The following is a 20,078-nucleotide window of genomic DNA, read 5'->3' on the forward strand; positions in this document are numbered from 1 at the left end:
GACCTTTGCCCTGATTAACAATGAACGTTTGGTTCATTAGTTCATCGGTCTTAGCTCTTTTATACTGCTTGTATATTATACAAGCAACACCAATGAACTAATGAACCGGTGAACCAATGAACAATTATATCCCAAACACCGCCTCGGCCAGCCCGACTTCATCGGGTGAAAAAGGCAGTATGTATTTTACACCCATTTCATCAAATTTTTTGCCTGTTGATTTGCCTATCGCCACCACTTTTTGGTAGGGGTCGAGCAAATTCTCAGCAAAGTAGGCGTCAACGTTTGATGGGCTAGTAAATACCAGCACATCAGCACCCGATGCTTCTATTTCTTCTTCCATTACGGTTTCATAAACCGGCAGGTCGATGATCTTTGTATCAGCTGATAAGCCTTTTTGTATGCTCCGCATTGAGCCTTCGGCACATGGAAATAATACGGTTGTGCCATTAGCCAGTTCAGCAAATTGTTTAGCAACATCGGCAGCATCATTACCAGTACCTACATAATTGGTAAAATGCCCCTTACGGCGCAGCATTTCTTCCGATCCGCTACCCATTACCCCAAACTTTACATCCTTAGGGAAAAGTGGGTTCAGCTCAAAGAAATAATCTACCGCGTTTTTACTGGAGAAAAACACCCAGTCAATATGCTTTAATATATATGAATCGAACTTGGTTATCACCGGCACGGTACGGATCAGTGAATGCGCCTCGATAGTGATACCATGTTTTTCAATAGCTTTTCTGAAATAGCTTTGCTCTGAAAGATCGCGCGAAATGAATACGCTTTGCGGTAACTTGCGGTCCTTTGCAAATTTTGCTACCACCTTTTCGGCCAGACCTTCAGTAGTTTTTGATTCCATGAACAACCTGTCCGGAAATTCATCATCCTCATCAGCCTTTGAGGTAAATACCTGGAACATACCATCATCCTTATGGCAATAACAACCCAATGGTAAATGACAGCCGCCGCCGAAAAGCTTTAGCACCGTGCGTTCAACAGCTAACTCCTCGGCTACATCCGGATGGTTCAAGGGCTGCAAAGCCTCGAATAGTTCATGGTCGCTTTCTCGGATCTGTATAGCCATTACACCTTGCGCCGCGGCAGGTATCAGTTCAACCGGGGTTAGTTCCTCCACATGAAATTCGCTCAGATCGATACCTAAACGGGATACGCCTGCTTTTGCCAGCATAATAGCATCATAACTTTCGTTACGTAGTTTTTGAATACGTGTTGGCACGTTGCCGCGCAAATCCTGGATTTCCAGATCAGGGCGATAAGCCAGTAATTGTGCTTTGCGCCTGTTGGATGAGGTACCGACTGCCGCGCCAAATTTTAATGACAATTTTTGGCGCACATCAACACAATCCTTTAGTATCAATAATAATTCTGATGGGTCTTCGCGTTCAGATACCGCCGCAATGATCAATCCCGCAGGATTCTCAGTAGGCAGATCCTTATGCGAGTGAACCGCCAGGTCAATTTTACCGGCTAACAACTCTTCTTCTAACTCCTTGGTAAAAAAGCCCTTACCCTCCAGCTTATCAAAGCTGAGGTTAAGTATACGGTCGCCCTGGGTTTTAATAATTTTTAATTCAGCCGGAATATTAATAGCAGCGAGGCTATCCTTAATAAAATTAGCCTGCCATAAGGCTAGTTCGCTGCCGCGTGTTCCAATAATAAGAGTTCTGTCCAATGGGCTCATGTTTAGCACCGCAAATTTAACCTTTTGCGCCTATGAATATAATATTAATTGAGGATATGAAAATAGGCTGACTAATGAAAAAGTGAAAGTTATAGCATAAGATTCAAAATTTGAATCTTATGCTATAACTTTCTTCATATTGTGAGTGGGGTGTCATCCTGAGCGCTAGTCGAATGGTGAGCGTAGAGGCCTTTGCCCGCATACTTCGACTAACGCTCAGCATGACACCTTTTTTAATCTTCTTACAATTAAGGTTTGAAAGTCAGTGCTAGTGCAAAAGTAAATCTTATAATTTATTGCTACTTCACTTTCTTCTCACTCCTCACCCTATAAGTGTGCAATAAATTTTCGAGCGCTTTTTTATTAGTATCAAATTCATTAATGTTAACCTTTTCGCTGCCATCCGGGTAATTATATTGCAGGTAAGTGTTTGATGATTTGCCAGCTTGGATAGTTACTACTTCATCATCCGTTATATCTTTCCAGGCAACAAATCCTGCAGAAATAGTTTCGATGCCTTTATCGTTCAGTATGATCTGTGCATCCTTATTCATAGCTTTTTTATATTCGGTATAAATAAAATAACCGGCAAAAGCACATAACAATGCCGCGCCGATGTATTGCTTAATGATAAACAAATAGATACCCAGGCCCAGGCATAGCAACATCACAATGCACTGCACCAGTATTGCACTTTTTGAATAATAGATGGATGTTTCCGGTGGAACTGAAAGATCTTCCTCAAATACATCGTTCTGATTAAACTTATCCTGTAGCAATGCCCATTTATCCTTGTCAGCCGAGTTCCAGATCTCCGTCTTTTCCCAAAAGCTCCCTTCATTCCATATCAGCTGCGCTTCAACTGCTTTTCTTTGCAGTTCATGTACGTTCCTTACGTTATCAAAAGCCCATACCTTCCATTTGGTAACCATAAAGCTCCAGTACAGCCATGCCAGCAACAGTCCGGCTATAATGCCAATTATCATGTATGAAGCCGGGATCAAATTTTGGATGCTCAAATAAATACTCACACCTATTATCCCGAACATAATTACCATTACGGGGTAACTTATCATGCGGCGGCCGCGGCTTACGGCTTCATCTACTGTTACTGTTTCGTACATTGTGCTAAGGGTAATTTGTTAAATTAATGGAGCTATAAATCTATTTAAAAAGCACTAAAAACAAAAATAGCGGTGAGTTAAAATCTCATCGCTATTTACTATATATTGGGTTAAGAATTTTATTGCTGGCTGTTGATCAATATATCCTTGGCCATGATCATAGGCACGCTGATATATTTTTTCTCCATGTAATTGATCACTTTTTCCAGTATCTCGCGCGATTGCTGATCCATTCCCTGTACTTCGTCAAAAAATACGGTATTGATCGCATTATTGCGGATCTCTTTTATTTTTTCAGGCACCTGGCGCATGGCCAATTCAATACGGCGCTGTTTTAACATGGCTAAAAACTCCGTGATGTTTTCACCGATAATGGCCTCTGCGTGTACCAATTCATGATACCGTTCCTGTAAATTTCTTTTGGCAACTTCATTTAATGAATGCACCTCTATAAAATTAACCGGAAATTGCTCTAATACTTCAGGGGCTGTATCATTAGGAACAGCAAGATCAACAATAGTTTTCTTGCCGGTTTCACCGTTTAACAGTGAAGTATAAATTTCAGGGGTGATGATAGGGTCAACTGCTGATGTGCAGGTAATGATAACATCAAAGCCTTTGTTATAATCTTTTAAAGCGCCAAGTGTAAATGCCTCTCCGTTCAGATCTTTCGCTAATTGTTCAGCCTTTGAAAGTGTACGGTTAAATATGGCAAAGTTGGAGAATTTATGCTTTTGAAGATATTTGGAGATATTCTGGTTGGTTTCACCTGCACCGATAATAAGGATACGGGCATTTGAACATAAATTGAAATCCTTAAGCTTACGGTAAGCCAATGACACTACCGAAATTGGATTTTTTGAAATATTGGTATTGGTGTAAACCTCTTTGGCTGCTTTTACTACACAGTTCATCACCATGCGTAAAAAATCACCGGTCAGGCCTGCTTCCCTGCATTGCTCATAGGCTTTACGAACCTGCGGCAGGATTTCCTTTTCGCCAACTATCAAACTTTCAAGCGAACATGAAGTGCGGAGCAAATGATTAAGCGCGTTCTGGTCTTCATAAATGGTAACGCCCTTTAAAAGCGTACCCATTGAGTGGTGACAAACACCAATATTAAGCGAATTTAAAAACCGCTCGGTGTAAGCCATATCAACAACCTGATCAGTCACCAAAACAAATTCAACGCGGTTACAAGTACCCAAATAAAAGATCTCGGATATCTGAAACTGTGTTTTAACCTCTTGAAGCTTGTCTATCAGATTTTCCTGGCAAATCACCAATCGTCCTAAATCCTTCAGCTCAATCTGTTTATGCGTAAAAGCTATTACCTTTAAGTACTTCAAAGCAGTTTTTTAAATTTGACCCGACAAAAATAACAGGATTAATAGGATGCAATGTCAACACTTTGTCAAACAGGTGCATATATGTGGTATTTAGAATGTTTATAAATTGGCTCCATTGTCTTTAAATACAGGTTTTAAAACTGTTTAGGTCGTTTATTCGTACCTTAAAGAATGGGCAAAGCTAAAAAAATAAGTCTTATTCTATTAATAATCGGCTACATAGCTGCTGGAATAAATCATTTTCGTATTCCGGCATTTTATATCAGTATAATACCCGGCTATCTGCCATATCCGCAAATTTTAAATACATTAGCAGGGCTGTTTGAAATTGCTTTTGGTTTGATGCTGATATTCAGGCCGGCAAGAAAACTTGCCGCCTGGGGAATAGTATTAATGCTGATAGCTTTTCTGTCGGTACATATTGATATGCTCAGTGGGCACACACAAATTGGGGCTACACAAGTAAAGCCGGTTTGGGCATGGGCGAGGTTATTTTTTCAGCCGGTGCTAATTGTGTGGGCATGGTGGCATACGAGGAGTTCATAGATAATAGTTCATGGTTCATAGTAAAAAGTTATGAACCATGAACTATCAACCATTAACTAACAAATGATAAAAAAAGAAAACTACAACATTCCCGGAGCTAAGGGCCGTGGTATGTTGATGGATATAACTTATGATACCCGGCATAAAGATGCGCCGGTAGTAATTTTTGCGCATGGTTTTAAGGGCTTTAAGGATTGGGGCACGCATAACCTGGTGGCAAATTATTTTGCCGAACATGGTTTCCGTTACCTGAAATTCAACTTTTCGCACAATGGCACTACGGCTGATAAGCCTATTGATTTCGTTGATCTGATCGCCTTTGGCGATAACACTTTCTCCATTGAACTGGAGGACCTGCATGATGTGATTGATTTTGTATGCAACGGCTCAGCAATGCCAACTGTAAAAAGCGTTTTTTTGATAGGGCACAGCATGGGCGGTGGTATAAGCATTATACAAACTGCTGAAGACAGCCGCGTTAAAAAACTGGTTACCATGGCATCCATCTCCGGCTTTGGCAACTTATGGCCAAAGGAAGCCGAAGAACAATGGAAACTGCAAGGCGTTATGTATATGACCAATAAACGTACCGGGCAGGAGATGCCGTTAAAGTCGACATTGCTTGATGATCTCAGGAATAATCCCGGGCGACTAGACATCCTGGCAAAGGCCTCACAAATAAAACAACCCTGGCTAATTGTACAGGGCGATGAGGATACAACTGTACCATTGAGCCATGCAAAAGAGCTGGCCGAAGCCAACAAACATGCTAAATTATCCGTTATAAAGGGCGGCGATCATACCTTTGGCGCAACGCACCCCTATCCCAAGGATACATTGCCTGCCGAACTGCTGGACTTTTGCGATCAGTCGATCGCATTTTTTAAGAAAAAGTAAACCGTAATTTAAAACGGCTTTAGGTTTATTATTAACACCAAACCTGTACCGTACCGTTATATAATATATGAATTTAAAAGGATCCGTTAAGAAGGGGAACAAATTTCAAAATCCTATACCAACCGATGAAGCCGGGTTCGGCAAAATGATCCCTATTTTAAGAGAATACATTAACAACAAAGCTGAAAATGTTCCGCTTAAAACGCTGGGGCCATTTAAAACTGATGTTTCTATTTACAACACTCCGCCCGAAAGTGGCTTGAGGGTAACCTGGGTTGGGCACTCCAGTTTATTGATTGAAATCGATGGTAAACACATCCTCACCGATCCGGTTTGGGGCGAGCGCGCTTCCTTTTTATCATTTATGGGGCCAAAACGTTTTTTTGAACCGCCCATAGCACTTGCAGATCTGCCCCCGCTGGATGCCGTTATTCTATCACATGATCATTATGATCACCTGGATAAAGGTACCATTAAGTTTTTCGCGGGTAAGGATATACCTTTTTTCTGCTCAGTTGGGGTTAAGCAATATCTTACAAAATGGGGTATCAGCAAATATTTTATTACCGAAATGGATTGGGGCGATAGCCAGATGATCGGCCAGGATTTAACACTTACGGCTACCCCCGCAAGGCATTTTTCAGGCCGTGGAATAATTAACCGCAATGAAACGCTCTGGTCGTCATTTGTGATTAAGGGACCAAAGCATAATATCTTTTTCGGTGCTGATTCAGGCTGGTTCCCGGGCTTTGAAGCCATCGGCGAGGCCTACGGACCATTCGATCTAACTATGCTGGAGATCGGCGCATACGGCACCCATTGGGCCGATATACACATGGGGCCTGATAATGCCTCAAACGCGCACATCGCCCTAAAAGGAAAGATCATGATGCCGATACACTGGGGCACATTTAACCTTGCACCACATGCCTGGTATGAGCCTATTGAAAGGTTGGTACAATTCGGTAAAGACAAAAAAATAAAACTTTTCATCCCAAAACCCGGCGAGCCTACCGAAGTTAAAGAATATAACTCGGGTTGGTGGCAGCCTTATTTGAGTCATTGAGTTTTGCCTAAATAAAGGGTGTCATACTGAGCGATAGTCGAAGTATGCGGGTAAAGGCCTCTGCGCTCACCCTTCGACTATCGCTCAGGATGACACCTATGTTCTATTATCCTAATTGCACTCGTCAAAGACGAGCGCAATCGTAATTTGTTATGCTGTGGAACGAAGCATTTATTATCCGCAGGACGACCGCGGATAGGTTCTTCGCTATCGCTCAGAATGACAAGATCGGTTTAAACAAAAATAGCGATGGGTTTAAAACCCATCGCTATCATATCTTCTTGATTCCTGACTCTTAAATCCTGATTCTATACTAAAAGTCTAACCGGCTCTTCAAGTAATGATTTCAGCGTTAATAAGAATGCTGAACCTGTTGCGCCATCAACTACACGGTGATCGCAGCTTAAGGTTACTTTCATTACATTACCCGGTACAACAGCGCCGTTTTTAACAACCGGAACTTGTTGTATACCACTTACTGCCAATATACAGGCATCAGGCGGGTTAATAATTGCGGTAAACTCATCAACACCAAACATACCTAAGTTTGATATAGTGAAAGTTGAACCTTCCCAATCAGCAGGCTGTAGTTTTTTGGCTTTAGCTCTTTGTGCAAAGTCTTTTACTTCAACTGATATCTGGCTTAATGATTTGCCATCAGCAAAACGTACTACAGGTACCAGCAGGCCATCTTCAACCGCTACGGCAACACCAATGTTGATATGCTCGTTGTAACGGATCTTATCGCCTAACCATGATGAGTTGATATTTGGATGTTGTTTTAAAGCAACAGCGCAAGCTTTCAACACAAAATCGTTAAATGATATTTTAACCGGGGCAACCTCGTTTATTTTACCACGTGCAGCGATCGCCTGATCCATATCAATCGACATGGTTACATAGAAATGCGGTGCAGTAAATAAGCTTTCAGATAAACGTTTAGCGATAACCTTACGCATTTGCGAAACAGGTTTCTCGGTAAATTTCTCCTGGCCAACATACTGTGGTATAACTACCGGTGCGGCAGCTTTAGCAGGCGTGGCAGCTTCAGTTGCAGCAGCAGGGGCTGATGCAGGTTTTGCAGCTGGTGTATAATCTTCTATATCCTTTTTAACTATACGGCCACCTTCAGCTGATCCTTTCAGATCATTAAGGTTGATGCCTTTGTCTTTTGCAATTTTACGTGCAAGCGGTGATGCTTTTACGCGGCTGTCGTCGGCGCTTGATGGAGCAGCCTCAGCAACTGGTGCGCTTGGTGCAGCTTCAGCAGCGGCTGGCACGGCTTCAGTTATTGCAGCAGGTGCAGCACCTGTATCCTGCAATAAAGGGGTAATATCAGTACCTTCTTTACCAACAATGGCAATAATACCATTAACCGGTGCAGCTTCGCCCTCTTTGGGGCCTATGTATAATAAGGTACCATCTTCATAACCCACTACTTCCATAGTCGCCTTATCGGTTTCTACGTCAGCTAATGAATCATCAGATTTTACTTTATCACCAACTTTAAAGTTCCATTTGTTTATCACACCTTCCGTCATGGTATCACTCAGGGCAGGCATGCGTATAACCGTTGCCGGTATTTTTGAAAGATCAACTTTCGGAGCAGCAGGCGCTGGGGTAGCAGCAGGCTTTTTATCTTCAACAGGTGCTGGTGCAGCTGCTGGTTTAGCTTCGGCACTGCCTGCTAAAGCAGTTTTGTAATCTTCGCCTTCGGCGCCAACTACGGCAATAACTGAATCAACAGGTGCACCCTCACCCTCTTTAATACCTATATATAATAGGGTACCTTCCTGGTATGACTCAAAGTCCATGGTGGCTTTATCTGTTTCTATCTCGGCAAGCACATCACCAGGCTTTACTTTATCCCCAACTTTTTTATGCCATTTAGCTAAAACACCATCAGTCATGGTATCGCTCATTTTAGGCATTTTTACAACTTCAGCCATATATTATATGATGAATAGTTTTAAATTTAGTGTAATATAATTTTAATCCTTAATATATGGGTAGTCTTTCTGCACATATACATCGGTGTAAAGCTCTTCTGGCTCAGGCCATGGCGATTCCTCTGCAAACTGTACCGATTCTTCAACCTCAGCTTTAATTTTAGCAGCTATTTCTTCAAACCATTTTTCATCAGCATAACCTTCTTTTTCAATGGTTTGTTTAACCATTTCAATAGGGTCTTTTTCTTTATAGCTTTCCAGTTCTTCTTTTGTACGATATTTTTGCGGATCGGACATAGAGTGTCCTTTATAACGATAAGTACGCATTTCCAGGAAGGTAGGTCCTTCGCCGCGGCGTGCACGTTGCACAGCCTCGTCCATTGCGTTATGTACCGCTACAGGGTCCATACCATCAACAGCTGATGAAGGGATACCGTATGGTAAGCCTAATTTATAAATGTCGGTTTGGATAGTAGTACGTGCAACTGAAGTACCCATGGCGTAACCATTGTTTTCGCAAACAAAAATTACAGGTAACTGCCATAAAGCTGCCATGTTAAAGGTTTCGGTTAAGGCACCCTGACGTACAGCACCATCACCCATATAGGTAACGTTAACAAACTCGGTTCCCTTAAATTTTTCAGCAAAGGCTATACCTGCTCCCATGGGTATCTGACCGCCTACAATGCCGTGGCCACCATAAAAATGCTTTTCCTTATCGAACATGTGCATACTGCCGCCCTTGCCTTTTGAGCATCCGGTAGCTTTACCATATAATTCGGCCATTATAGCATTTGATGTAACACCTTTAGCAATAGCATGCGCGTGATCACGATAAGCAGTGATCATACTGTCTTCTTGTTTAAGTACAGACATTGCTCCGGCTAATACAGCTTCCTGCCCTATATATAAATGGCAAAAGCCCCTGATTTTTTGTTGCCCATATAGCTGCCCGGCTTTTTCTTCGAACCTGCGCATTAACAGCATCCACTCGTACCATTTAAGGTAGGTATCTTTAGTTATTTCGATTGAACTCATTTGTTAAACAATCAATTTTTTTCAGTTAGAGCGCAAATCTAATTATAACTTGCTAATTATGGAAACCGCAATATGTCACTCCATTAACATTTATTACTATGTTATGGTAACATTGCCAAAACACCAAATTAAACTAGTAAATAAAAGCTCACAACTTAATTTAATTCTGCATTTAGGACAAAAGGGAACATTATAATTTTTAATACCGTATACAGCTATATTAAATTACACAAATACAGCACTTAACTAATTCAAATTTTATCTTTTTTTAAAAAAAAGCACCCTTTATTTGCAATTCTAATTAATTTAGATAGTTTTGTAACAAAAGATATACACATTGTATAATTTAATAAACATTTTGTTGGCCCTATTTCAACAAACTAAGGATTAAATGAAGAAAATTACACTAGGTATTGCCCTATTTTTCAGCGTTTTAACAGCACAGGCTCAAACTAAAGTTGTGGCTCAGCCTACTGATAAAGCCCCTGACGAACAGGAGAGTTTAGCGAAAGATTACTTGTCACAAATAATGGGTGTTGCCTTATCTGCAACCTCAAATATGAAACTTTTCCATTTTGTTTATGATTGGATCGGTACTCCTTACCGTTTTGGCGGAAGCTCAAAAAATGGTATAGATTGCTCAGCATTTACAAAAGAATTGTACAGCGACGTATTTAACCTTGATATCAGGAGAAACTCACGCGATATTTTCAGCATGGTTAGCCCTGTTAGTAAGGATGAATTAAAAGAAGGCGATCTGGTTTTCTTTAAAATACATAGCCGCAGAATTTCACACGTAGGTATATATTTAGGTAACAACCGCTTTGCACACGCCTCATCACGAGGTGTAGCTATAAGCAGCCTCGATGATGCTTACTACAGCCGGTACTTTTATAAGGGGGGGCGCTTGTTAAGCGCTTTTAAAAGCCAACTGGATAATTTGCCGGATCCCGGCAACGGTAGCAATACCAGCGATAACAATTAGAAACTTAAATAATTAATCCCTTCATATGAAGGGATTTTTTTTTGAATGAAAATATTACGGTTACTATTTGTTGTTTATGTTATACTCGCTTTTCAATCATGCATTGAGCAGGCAGCCCGGGAGCCTGCTTATCATCTCCCAAAAATACCCGCAAAACAGATAACGCTTAAACCGGTACAGCATGATACCCTGTGTATTGCTGCTGTGGGCGATATCATGCTGGGCACCTCCTATCCTGATGATAAAACATTACCACCCGATAGTGCTAAAGAAAGTTTTACCGCCGTTGCCAAATATCTGCAGGGGAATGATATTACTTTCGGTAACCTGGAAGGTACATTGCTGGATACAGGCGGCCCTGTAAATTATAAACTACACCAGTTGGTTAAGGCTTACCTGTTCAGGATGCCTTTGCATTGTGGTTTTGTGCTAAAAGATGCGGGCTTTAATCTGCTGAGCATCGCCAATAACCATATTGATGATTTCGGCAATAACGGGCGCATAAGCACCGTGAAGATGCTTGATAGCTGCGGCATACATTACGCCGGACTCAAAACTTATCCCTCAACAATTTTTGAGGTGAATGGTATTAAATATGGCTTTTGCGCGTTCTCTCCAAACAGCCAGACAGTGTCATTGCTGGACCTTAACGGCGCAACACAAATCATCCGCCGGCTTAAGCAGCATTGTGATGTAGTTATCGTATCCTTTCATGGTGGCGGCGAGGGTGTAGAATTTGAGCATGTGCCACTCGATAAGGAAACCTACGTTGGTGAAAACCGCGGCAATGTTTATGCCTTTGCCCATAACGCTATCGATGCCGGTGCCGATCTTATATTTGGTAACGGGCCACACGTAACCCGTGCTATGGAGCTATATAAAAACAGGTTGATAGCGTATAGTCTGGGTAATTTTTGCACTTACAAATGTGTGAGCGTTGCCGGTATTTGCGGTATTGCGCCTTTACTTAGAGTACACATCAACAAAAAGGGCGAATTTTTAAATGGCCGCATTATCGCCATTAAACAAACCCACTATAACGGCCTTGAACCAGATACCCTGAACACTGTTGTAAAAAGGGTGAAAATGTTAACTGCAATTGATTTCCCTGAATCAGGCTTAAGCATTGGGGATGATGGAATGATAGTAAAGGCGGCTTTGGATACCACTCAATAAATTTCATGGGAAACATCCTGTAAATCTCAAAAATCTGCTTAATCCTGGTTCAAGCCTCATCCTTAGTATTCTTCACCAGGCTTATCCCCGAAAAAAAGAATAATAAAGAGATCAGGCTCACCACAATCATAGTAGTGGCATTGCCATCGTGGTGTATAATGCTGATACCGGCATAAATTAGCCCTATAATACCAAGTATGGTAAGTATAGCGCCGAAAGTACGTTTTACGTTCATTGGTTGAATGCTCTTTTATTTAAAGCATTTATTAAAAAACAAATAACACACCAATAATTAGTTATATATTTATTTTATAAATCTTTACCCACCATGACAGGTACAATCGCCTTATTTATCGTTTTTTTTATTTTGCTGATCGTAATTTCCAGTTCCTTTGTGACTGTAAAACAGGGCACTATTGCCGTAGTTACCGTATTCGGCAAATACCGCCGCATATTGTCACCGGGCTTAAACTTTAAGTTGCCGCTTATTGAAAACATCTATTCAAGAATATCTATCCAGAACCGCTCTGTCGAACTGGAGTTCCAGGCCGTAACCTTCGATCAGGCCAATGTCTATTTTAAGGCCATGCTCCTTTATTCGGTTTTAAATCAATCCGAAGAAAGTATAAAAAACGTAGCCTTTAAATTTGTTGATGAGCGCAACCTGATGCAGGCTTTAATCCGTACTGTTGAAGGTTCCATTCGTGCATTTGTGGCCACTAAACGCCAGGCCGAGGTATTGGTTTTGCGCCGCGATATTGTGGAGCATGTTAAAGAACAACTAGATCAGATATTAGAGAACTGGGGTTACCATTTGCAGGATCTGCAGTTGAATGATATCACGTTTGATGATATCATCATGAAATCAATGAGCCAGGTAGTTGCCTCAAATAACCTTAAAGCTGCCGCTGAAAACGAAGGACAAGCATTATTGATCACCAAAACCAAAGCTGCCGAAGCAGAGGGTAACGCGATCAAGATCTCGGCCGAGGCTGAGCGCCAGGCTTCGCAATTACGCGGTCAGGGTGTGGCTTTATTCCGTCAGGAAGTTGCCAAAGGTATGAGTGTTGCCGCTAAAGAAATGCAGGATGCGCACATGGATACCTCTGTTATCCTGTTCACGATGTGGACAGAATCCATTAAACATTTTGCCGAAAACTCACAGGGCAACGTTATTTTCCTTGATGGATCAACAGATGCCATGCAGCAAACCATGAAAGAAGTAATGAGCCTAAACCTTTTGCATGCTGACAAGTCAAAAAGCAAATAAATATTCTCGTTATCAATAATGAAATTTAGCTTATTGAAGGCAATATGTGTTGTTGCCTTATGCCTGTTTTTAGGGCAAAAGGCAACAGCACAAGATTACCGCAAATTAACTATTGACGATTTTCAGGGTGCACCCCATTCAGCTGGTGATGGTGTTATTGCCTATACCAACTGTAGCATTGATTTTCGTTATGAGGCTACCCGGCAGCGTGGTTATTACCAGCTAAATTTTCATATCAGATTGCTGATGAACCGGAACAGATCATGGATGGATAAAAGCAAGGTGACTTCGCCTGAAATGCTGTCAGAAATACTAAGACATGAGCAGGGGCATTATTTTATAGCTTATATGGAGCAGCAGGAGTTATTGCGGGCAGTAAGTCAAACTATTTTCCAAGCGGATTATCAGTATGTTGCGCAGGAAATCTTTAACCGCATAGATGCCAAATACAAGCAGCTTAATACTGATTACGATACGGATACCCAACACATGGTAAACCGCGAGCAACAAAACAGCTGGAATGCCTATTTCCAAAAACGGATGGCCTATATGCCCTCGGGAAGTTAAACATCAGCATTAGAAAGCTTCGCCAACATCAATAAATAAGCCATTTGAACCCTGGCTGCCAAAACCATAATCAACAGTAATATTGGTTTTTGATACTTTATTAAGTTTAATACGCAGGCCCGGCCCATATGCGGGTTGTATAGCCTGTAATTTTGTGCCCTGTGCAGCCGATAAAGATTCCGCATTAAGAAAAACTACGCCGCCTAATAAACCATTACTGGTTAATTTAAACCTGTATTCGCTCTCAGCATATACCATTTGTGTCCCTCTGAACCTGCCCTGTATATACCCCCTGCCTGTGGCTGAGTTAGCATCCCAGCCGGTGCTGGGCAAATCAAGATAACCTGGCTTACCACTTAATATTATCCAGTCATAACTCCATAAAGCCAATATATTATCAGATCCCTCGGGGAAATTATAATATTTACGCATATCGAGAACTATCGACTCCCAGTTACTAGCACTACCGGTAAATTTAGTGCTGGTACGAAACTCCAGGTTTATATAGCCGCCCTTGGATGGGTTAATCGCATTATCGCGCGAATCATACAAACCATTAAATGTAAAGCCCGATGATACCGTGCGATCGGACGGGCCGTAAAGCGTATAATCAGATACTTTGGCGTTTGTATTACCGCTTTGTGATATGTTAAAATGGTCATCAAATATATAGCCCCCACCCGCGTAAAAATTACCACTTATGTGCCTGAGTACAATTTCATAAAAGCGTACAAAGAAATAATCCATAGGATCAACATTGCTGATATTTGAGCTGCTCCCCAGGCCATAGGTATCCTGCGGATATTTTAGAAAACGGTAATCACCAACAAAATCCCATTGATTATCCTTTGACCATATATTGGTTTGTATCGGTAAGGTGAACTGCTTATTTTGCGTATAGCTTGTGCTCCCTACAATGGTTGATACCCTTGAATTTGGCCCTGTTCTGAAAGCCACATTGCCTGATAATACCAATGCCAAACGTGATACCAATGTATAACCTATAGCAGGCACTACCGATATCTGGGGTTTTGTGGTAATGGAATCAACTTCAGAAGTAGCCTTGCCATGAAATAGCTTTCTGATCACATCAGGAAGATCTTTTTGCGAACTCCCTTTTACACTTGTAGTATCAGCAGGCTTATTTTGCTGCCCCTCGGGCATTATCTTTTTAAGCGGAATACCTTGCGGAGACTGCTGTGCAAATACCGTTATGCTTAATAATAAGATACCAGTAAATAAGCTTAACGTAAGGTAGGGCCTCATATGCACTGTTATAACCGGTTTATAGCTATATATAATTAATACTATATAATATACGCCGGTATGTTAATAGCTGCGAAAATAATAATTCTAATTTGATAGCATAAAAATATCAACCTGAAAATTAAAGTCTGAATATCATTTTTTTGTAATTTATCAAGCGATTGCGAGGCACGAAGACAACCGACCGGAGGGAGCTCATTAATACCATTGAAAAACAAACACAATATTAATAATCTCTAGACTATACAGAGCGAATTGCAAGTGTGAATATCGCGTGAAGCCGCTCATTGCCGCGGAGGCTAGTTCTTTTGTCTTGACACAAAAGAACCAAAAAGTCAAGACAAAAAGATCCTTCCCCCCACAGGCAAAACACCCAGGCCCGCGCTTTTTGTCGGGCCATTACCCGCTTTTGATCACGGATCATTTAAAGTCCTCTCCTCTGAAGAGGATTAGATGAAGTTCTTTTTCCTTTCCTCGTCAGTAGAACAGCTTCGGGTGAAATCAGGCAAAACGATGGTCGCCTTATGCCTAGCAGGGCATAGCAGATTTTTACAGAAGCGCAAAGGCCAGGTGCGTAGCGCAAGCAGGGTAAAAATATAGCAGCCCAGGTTTTGTATGATTTGCAGGGCAATGGCCTTGTGCGGCAAAGAAGCATTTCTACTGACTTGACTTTTTGGTCCTTTTGTGGCGAAGACAAAATTGCGTTAGCAATCATGAGTACCTATAAAAAACAAACAACTACGAATAACGACTAGGCCTAGCGGCTATGAGCGATACCATGCGATAAGCAATTTGCTCTGTATAGCTACGAGGTTGCCACGCTATCGTTTACAATGACAAGTCAGTTGAATTACACAATCGGGGATTGCTTCGTCGTTCCTCCTTGCAGTGACGCTTGGAGAAAATACTATAGAAACAACAAAGGCCTCATCAGAGGCCTTTTGTCTTTCGTTTAGTTTATAATTGGTTATTGGTATTGTATGTAAATAGGATATGGCTTGTATTTCAGCACTTCCTCTGGTGTTAACATATGGTGCGGAGCCTTTTTAATATCATTTTTGTAGAACAATTTGTACCCGGTAAATTGTACCGGCTCGTTATGAATAAAGTAGCGATATGTACCTGTTTTAAGATCAGGCTCACCCCAGCCATCCATATCCATTACCAACTGAATTTCCGGACGTAATTTTATGTTCTGGTAGTTGGTAAGCATCTTTTTTGTAAAACGGTGTACGATCAGGATCTTCGGAGGCAGGTTATATTTTCTAACCAGGCCAGCCAGGTATTCTGATACATAGTTTACATCAGCAGCATCATAAGTACCGATCTTCTTGCCTGGATGCGTTCCGTCTTTCATCGAGAACTCAGGGTCCATGCCAAAATGTACTTGTGGCATTATCAGGTATTTTTCCAATAATGGCAACTCCGTATGAATATTACTTAGCGCCACCTGCACATCTAAAAACACAATAGCATGCGCTTTTTTAGCCAGTTTTAACACAGAGTCGATCTGTTTAAATGGCATACGGTTACGGTATTTACCATCTTTACCGGGGTCGCCACTGGCAACTACAGCTATATAATGCAAAGCAGGTTGTACTGGTGTACTTGGATCAGCTTTTTCCCAGTTCCTAACTTCACCTTTTAATTTGGCAAGCATTTCATTTGGCGGCAATTCACCCAAAATACCCATCTTTTTTGCATACAGGTTACCATAAAAAGCTACTACCCTTTTAAATGGCAAAATAGCGCCCGGCAATGGGTATGGAGCATTTTTAACCGGCCATTTGCCTGTTGTATCGCCATGCGCCAACCTCTTCATTAATGAATCGTACAGCTTTTTATTTAATGGCGGGTAGGTTACCGGTGCCGCCGTAGTGGTATCAGCGGCTGCAGCATTGGCAGGCGTGGTGGTTTTTGCAGCTGCAGGTGCTGCGGTCGCAGCTGCAGTTGTTGTTCCTTTACCCTGTGAGCTGCTTTGGCTACAATTTGAAAAAAGGATTAATGGTATTGCCAGCAGCGTTGTAGAGAAAAGGATGTTTTTCAATTTCATAAATATTTGGTAAATGTTATAAGCAGCTTATTATTATGCAATTATATATTATTTATTTGTGAATTTAATTAATGATATATAAATATATACTGCCGTGTAAATATAGATTTTTAACCAGCCAATTACAGTTTATTTTTATAAAACTTTCCAAACACGCCTAAAGGCAGTTTAGGGCCGGCAGTAGCCTGCAGGTAAAGTTCGCCTATTTCAAGGTTTGTTACCGGTGGATATGCACTCTTTATCAGGTTTTCAATAATTACTGATGAGAAGCCGAGTGAGTAGGTATTCAGGATCAGGAAATGCTCTTCAGGATCAAGCAGCTCAACCACATCACTCATCATTTCATTGATATGGTCTTCCAGTTTCCATTTTTCACCGTTCGGGCCATGGCCGTATGCGGGGGGATCTAATATAATACCGTTATATTTTTTGCCACGTTTAAGTTCACGTTTTACAAACTTAAGTGCGTCCTCAACCACCCAGCGTATATTTTTTATGCCCGATAGTTCTTGGTTCTCATTAGCCCAGGTAACCACCTGCTTAATAGAGTCAACATGTGTAGTATCAGCCCCGGCAGCAGCGGCTATAAGCGATGCACCACCGGTATAGGCAAACAGGTTAAGCACCTTCGGCTCAGGCGTTTTAAATTTTTTAATATTTTGTGAGATGTAATCCCAGTTAACTGCCTGCTCGGGGAAAATACCCAGGTGTTTAAATGAAGTTAATGCCAAGCGAAATTTTATCGCTACATCGTCATTCTTATATTCGATATGCCAGCGATCAGATATTTTAGGGTTCTTTTTGAGCCACTCGCCAGATGTAGCCGACCGGCCTTTAAATTTGATGTGGTGTAACCGTTGCCATTCGGCCGCGGGCAAAGTTTTGCTCCAAACCGCCTGCGGTTCGGGCCTGATGAGTATAACGTCCCCAAAACGCTCCAGCTTTTCAAAATCGCCGCAATCAATCAGCTCATAATCTTTCCAGTGGGTGGGTGTAAGAAGTTGGATCATTTTTTTGAGTATCAAGTATTTAGTATCAAGTATCAAGATTTTGCTGTCATCTTGAGCCATATTGTATGTGTAATCAGTATCAGGTATCAAAGTAATCTTGATACCTGATACTTGCTACTTGCTACTACATTATATTTTAACGCTTTTCTGCAAGCCATTTAGCATTTTTTGAGCTTGAACTATCATTTCACAAATCGCATCTGCTTTTTCAGCAGTCAAGTAATTAAATTCCTTAGCGATAATTAGCTGCGTTTCAAGCTCAAAAGAAGAACCGAGTGCAATATTAAGAAATTGATATAATTCTTTGTTAGATTTTCTTCCACAGCCCTCTGCAATATTAGATGGGATTGATACCGCGCATCGGTTCATTTGAGATATCAACCCAAATCTTTCCTCACCCGGAAACTGCTTCGTTAACTCAAATATTACTTTACAAATCTCAATCCCAGCTTGCCAAGCTTTTAGCTCTTTAAAATTATGCATTTCCTAATCTTGATACCTGATACTAGCTACTTGATACTAACTCACAGCTTCGCTTTTGCTGCCCGCATGAATTTACTGGCGAATACAAAGTCGTTTAGTTCTTTATTATCAGTATGCGCAATTTCATGATTCGAGCCTTCCCACCATTTTTTGCCCTGGTGCAGGAATATGATGTGATCGCCAATGCCCATTACCGAGTTCATATCGTGGGTTACAATAACTGTGGTGATTTGATACTCTTCTGTTAATTCATTGATCAGTTCATCTATCAGGATAGAAGTTTTTGGGTCGAGGCCCGAGTTTGGCTCATCAACAAACAAATATTTTGGCTGCATGGATATGGCCCGTGCTATGCCCACACGCTTTTTCATCCCCCCGGATAATTCCGACGGGAATAGCTTATTTGTACCTTTCAGGTTAACGCGCTCCAGGCAAAAATTAGCCCTTTCCAGCTTTTCTTCCTTGGTTTTATTGGTAAATAAATTCAGCGGAAACATAATGTTTTCCTCAACCGTCATGGAATCAAACAATGCCGAATTCTGAAAAAGCATGCCTATTTGTGTACGGATAGGTACCCGCTGTTCGAAATCCATCTCGGTAAAATTCTCGCTGTCAAAAAAAACCTGCCCCTTGGTAGGCTCGTGCAGGCCTACTATACATTTCAACAAAGTAGTTTTTCCGGAACCTGATCCACCGATAATAAGGTTATTCTTACCGGGTTTAAACAGCGCGCTTATGCCCTTTAATACCTCGTTATCGCCAAAACTTTTATATATATCTTTGATCTCGATCATAGCATTATACTGGTTATTACTAAGTCGGCAAATAAGATCATAACACAACTGTATACCACACCTTTGGTAGCCGATTGACCAACTTCAAGCGCGCCGCCCTTGGTATAAAAACCCTGGTAGGCACAAATTGATGCAATGATAAACCCAAAAACAGTAGCCTTAACCAGTGCAACACGTACTGTTAACCCGTTAAAACCATCAAGCACACCAACCAGATAATCAGATGGAGATACATCGCCTGATACGATACAAGCTAAATAACCACCGCCGATACCTAAAGTTATTGATACAATAACCAGTAGCGGCACCATGGTTACGCCTGCAATAATTTTAGGCGATATTAAATATCCGGGAGCATTTACTCCCATAATTTCAAGCGCGTCAATTTGTTCACTCACACGCATAGTACCTATTTGCGATGCTATGCTTGAACCCACACGCCCTGCTAATACCAGTGATGATATGGTTGGACTAAACTCCAATATGGTCGTGTCGCGGGCAATACTGCCTGCAATACTGCGGGGCACAAGCGGACTTGATAACTGGAAAGCTATTTGTATGGTAGTTGCCGCGCCAATAAATATGGAGATGATGGAAATAATGCCCAATGAGCCGATACCTGTTGAAACCATTTCGCGCATTACCTCGGCCCAGTAAACACTGAACTTTTCCGGTCGTCTGAAACTTAAGCGCAGTAAGAGTATGTATTTTCCTAAGCTGTGAAACATTATGATTTCAAAAGTTTGGCTAAAAATACATCTTTTAACAATAAGCTTTAGCTATTGTTGCAAATCGGT

19 protein-coding genes are annotated in these 20,078 nt (G+C 41.4%); 7 read left to right on the forward strand and 12 right to left on the reverse strand.

Features of this window, described 5'->3' with window-relative positions; translation table 11 throughout:
• Window positions 1-124 precede the first annotated feature (124 nt).
• The 3 genes from hemC to hemA form a co-directional block, all read right to left on the reverse strand.
• On the reverse strand, window positions 125-1,708 hold the full coding sequence (gene hemC / locus BLU33_RS19420) for a hydroxymethylbilane synthase (RefSeq protein ID WP_172829268.1): 1,584 nt from the start codon (window positions 1,706-1,708) through the stop codon (window positions 125-127).
• Window positions 1,709-2,007: 299 nt separating this feature from the next.
• Window positions 2,008-2,832: a hypothetical protein gene (locus BLU33_RS19425; RefSeq protein ID WP_091376991.1), complete on the reverse strand. Its 825-nt coding sequence runs from the start codon at window positions 2,830-2,832 to the stop codon at window positions 2,008-2,010.
• Between the two features lie 119 nt (window positions 2,833-2,951).
• Window positions 2,952-4,181 (reverse strand): glutamyl-tRNA reductase, encoded by a 1,230-nt coding sequence (gene hemA / locus BLU33_RS19430; protein WP_091376994.1) that lies wholly within the window; start codon window positions 4,179-4,181, stop codon window positions 2,952-2,954.
• Between the two features lie 171 nt (window positions 4,182-4,352).
• On the opposite strand from hemA, the gene BLU33_RS19435 reads away from it, so the two are divergent.
• From BLU33_RS19435 to BLU33_RS19445, 3 genes are all read left to right on the forward strand, one after another.
• Entirely contained in the window at window positions 4,353-4,727 is a 375-nt protein-coding gene (locus tag BLU33_RS19435; RefSeq protein WP_091376997.1) for a DoxX family protein, read from the forward strand.
• A 63-nt stretch (window positions 4,728-4,790) separates the two neighbouring features.
• On the forward strand, window positions 4,791-5,624 hold the full coding sequence (locus BLU33_RS19440; protein ID WP_091377000.1) for an alpha/beta hydrolase: 834 nt from the start codon (window positions 4,791-4,793) through the stop codon (window positions 5,622-5,624).
• 67 nt (window positions 5,625-5,691) lie between these two features.
• The gene (locus BLU33_RS19445; protein WP_091377003.1) at window positions 5,692-6,690 is read left to right on the forward strand and encodes an MBL fold metallo-hydrolase; all 999 of its coding nucleotides are present in this window, start codon (window positions 5,692-5,694) and stop codon (window positions 6,688-6,690) included.
• Between the two features lie 308 nt (window positions 6,691-6,998).
• On the opposite strand, the gene BLU33_RS19450 is transcribed toward BLU33_RS19445, so the two are convergent.
• Both BLU33_RS19450 and pdhA read right to left on the reverse strand, forming a co-directional pair.
• On the reverse strand, window positions 6,999-8,639 hold the full coding sequence (locus BLU33_RS19450; RefSeq protein ID WP_091377006.1) for a dihydrolipoamide acetyltransferase family protein: 1,641 nt from the start codon (window positions 8,637-8,639) through the stop codon (window positions 6,999-7,001).
• Window positions 8,640-8,681: 42 nt separating this feature from the next.
• Entirely contained in the window at window positions 8,682-9,677 is a 996-nt protein-coding gene (gene pdhA / locus BLU33_RS19455; protein WP_091377010.1) for a pyruvate dehydrogenase (acetyl-transferring) E1 component subunit alpha, read from the reverse strand.
• A 391-nt stretch (window positions 9,678-10,068) separates the two neighbouring features.
• Between pdhA and BLU33_RS19460 the strand changes: the two genes are divergently transcribed.
• Entirely contained in the window at window positions 10,069-10,662 is a 594-nt protein-coding gene (locus BLU33_RS19460) for a C40 family peptidase (RefSeq protein ID WP_091377014.1), read from the forward strand.
• Window positions 10,663-10,707: 45 nt separating this feature from the next.
• Complete coding sequence (locus BLU33_RS19465; RefSeq protein ID WP_091377017.1) at window positions 10,708-11,838, forward strand: CapA family protein; 1,131 nt, start codon at window positions 10,708-10,710, stop codon at window positions 11,836-11,838.
• 49 nt (window positions 11,839-11,887) lie between these two features.
• Here BLU33_RS19465 and BLU33_RS19470 read toward each other — a convergent pair whose 3' ends face one another.
• Complete coding sequence (locus BLU33_RS19470; RefSeq protein ID WP_091377020.1) at window positions 11,888-12,073, reverse strand: hypothetical protein; 186 nt, start codon at window positions 12,071-12,073, stop codon at window positions 11,888-11,890.
• 93 nt (window positions 12,074-12,166) lie between these two features.
• Between BLU33_RS19470 and BLU33_RS19475 the strand changes: the two genes are divergently transcribed.
• On the forward strand, window positions 12,167-13,108 hold the full coding sequence (locus tag BLU33_RS19475; RefSeq protein WP_091377024.1) for an SPFH domain-containing protein: 942 nt from the start codon (window positions 12,167-12,169) through the stop codon (window positions 13,106-13,108).
• Between the two features lie 18 nt (window positions 13,109-13,126).
• A complete protein-coding gene (locus tag BLU33_RS19480) occupies window positions 13,127-13,675 on the forward strand; it encodes a DUF922 domain-containing protein (RefSeq protein ID WP_091377028.1) in 549 nt (182 codons plus the stop codon).
• Window positions 13,676-13,684: 9 nt separating this feature from the next.
• On the opposite strand, the gene BLU33_RS19485 is transcribed toward BLU33_RS19480, so the two are convergent.
• The 6 genes from BLU33_RS19485 to BLU33_RS19510 all read right to left on the reverse strand — a co-directional run bounded on the left by BLU33_RS19485 (window position 13,685) and on the right by BLU33_RS19510 (window position 20,012).
• Complete coding sequence (locus BLU33_RS19485) at window positions 13,685-14,941, reverse strand: BamA/TamA family outer membrane protein (RefSeq protein ID WP_091377032.1); 1,257 nt, start codon at window positions 14,939-14,941, stop codon at window positions 13,685-13,687.
• Between the two features lie 967 nt (window positions 14,942-15,908).
• Window positions 15,909-16,994, reverse strand: coding sequence for a hypothetical protein (locus BLU33_RS19490; protein WP_091377035.1), 1,086 nt, complete (start codon window positions 16,992-16,994; stop codon window positions 15,909-15,911).
• 122 nt (window positions 16,995-17,116) lie between these two features.
• Entirely contained in the window at window positions 17,117-18,004 is an 888-nt protein-coding gene (locus BLU33_RS19495; RefSeq protein ID WP_172829269.1) for a class I SAM-dependent methyltransferase, read from the reverse strand.
• Between the two features lie 129 nt (window positions 18,005-18,133).
• A complete protein-coding gene (locus BLU33_RS19500; protein WP_091377038.1) occupies window positions 18,134-18,487 on the reverse strand; it encodes a four helix bundle protein in 354 nt (117 codons plus the stop codon).
• Between the two features lie 41 nt (window positions 18,488-18,528).
• Window positions 18,529-19,281 carry an ABC transporter ATP-binding protein gene (locus BLU33_RS19505; RefSeq protein ID WP_091377042.1) on the reverse strand — a complete coding sequence of 251 codons (753 nt, stop codon included), beginning with the start codon at window positions 19,279-19,281 and terminating at the stop codon, window positions 18,529-18,531.
• A complete protein-coding gene (locus tag BLU33_RS19510; RefSeq protein ID WP_091377045.1) occupies window positions 19,278-20,012 on the reverse strand; it encodes an MlaE family ABC transporter permease in 735 nt (244 codons plus the stop codon). Before BLU33_RS19510 ends, BLU33_RS19505 begins: the two co-directional genes overlap by 4 nt.
• Window positions 20,013-20,078: the final 66 nt, after the last annotated feature.

The sequence above is a fragment of the Mucilaginibacter mallensis genome, from assembly GCF_900105165.1.
GTDB lineage: Bacteria > Bacteroidota > Bacteroidia > Sphingobacteriales > Sphingobacteriaceae > Mucilaginibacter > Mucilaginibacter mallensis.

Excerpts from the sequence above, each read along its gene's own strand:
- hemC (WP_172829268.1), bottom strand. The coding sequence starts at position 1,708 with ATGAGCCCATTGGACAGAACTCTTATTATTGGAACACGCGGCAGCGAA.
- BLU33_RS19425 (WP_091376991.1), bottom strand. The coding sequence starts at position 2,832 with ATGTACGAAACAGTAACAGTAGATGAAGCCGTAAGCCGCGGCCGCCGC.
- BLU33_RS19435 (WP_091376997.1), top strand. The coding sequence starts at position 4,353 with ATGGGCAAAGCTAAAAAAATAAGTCTTATTCTATTAATAATCGGCTAC.
- BLU33_RS19440 (WP_091377000.1), top strand. The coding sequence starts at position 4,791 with ATGATAAAAAAAGAAAACTACAACATTCCCGGAGCTAAGGGCCGTGGT.
- BLU33_RS19445 (WP_091377003.1), top strand. The coding sequence starts at position 5,692 with ATGAATTTAAAAGGATCCGTTAAGAAGGGGAACAAATTTCAAAATCCT.
- BLU33_RS19450 (WP_091377006.1), bottom strand. The coding sequence starts at position 8,639 with ATGGCTGAAGTTGTAAAAATGCCTAAAATGAGCGATACCATGACTGAT.
- pdhA (WP_091377010.1), bottom strand. The coding sequence starts at position 9,677 with ATGAGTTCAATCGAAATAACTAAAGATACCTACCTTAAATGGTACGAG.
- BLU33_RS19460 (WP_091377014.1), top strand. The coding sequence starts at position 10,069 with ATGAAGAAAATTACACTAGGTATTGCCCTATTTTTCAGCGTTTTAACA.
- BLU33_RS19465 (WP_091377017.1), top strand. The coding sequence starts at position 10,708 with ATGAAAATATTACGGTTACTATTTGTTGTTTATGTTATACTCGCTTTT.
- BLU33_RS19470 (WP_091377020.1), bottom strand. The coding sequence starts at position 12,073 with ATGAACGTAAAACGTACTTTCGGCGCTATACTTACCATACTTGGTATT.
- BLU33_RS19475 (WP_091377024.1), top strand. The coding sequence starts at position 12,167 with ATGACAGGTACAATCGCCTTATTTATCGTTTTTTTTATTTTGCTGATC.
- BLU33_RS19480 (WP_091377028.1), top strand. The coding sequence starts at position 13,127 with ATGAAATTTAGCTTATTGAAGGCAATATGTGTTGTTGCCTTATGCCTG.
- BLU33_RS19485 (WP_091377032.1), bottom strand. The coding sequence starts at position 14,941 with ATGAGGCCCTACCTTACGTTAAGCTTATTTACTGGTATCTTATTATTA.
- BLU33_RS19490 (WP_091377035.1), bottom strand. The coding sequence starts at position 16,994 with ATGAAATTGAAAAACATCCTTTTCTCTACAACGCTGCTGGCAATACCA.
- BLU33_RS19495 (WP_172829269.1), bottom strand. The coding sequence starts at position 18,004 with ATGATCCAACTTCTTACACCCACCCACTGGAAAGATTATGAGCTGATT.
- BLU33_RS19500 (WP_091377038.1), bottom strand. The coding sequence starts at position 18,487 with ATGCATAATTTTAAAGAGCTAAAAGCTTGGCAAGCTGGGATTGAGATT.
- BLU33_RS19505 (WP_091377042.1), bottom strand. The coding sequence starts at position 19,281 with ATGATCGAGATCAAAGATATATATAAAAGTTTTGGCGATAACGAGGTA.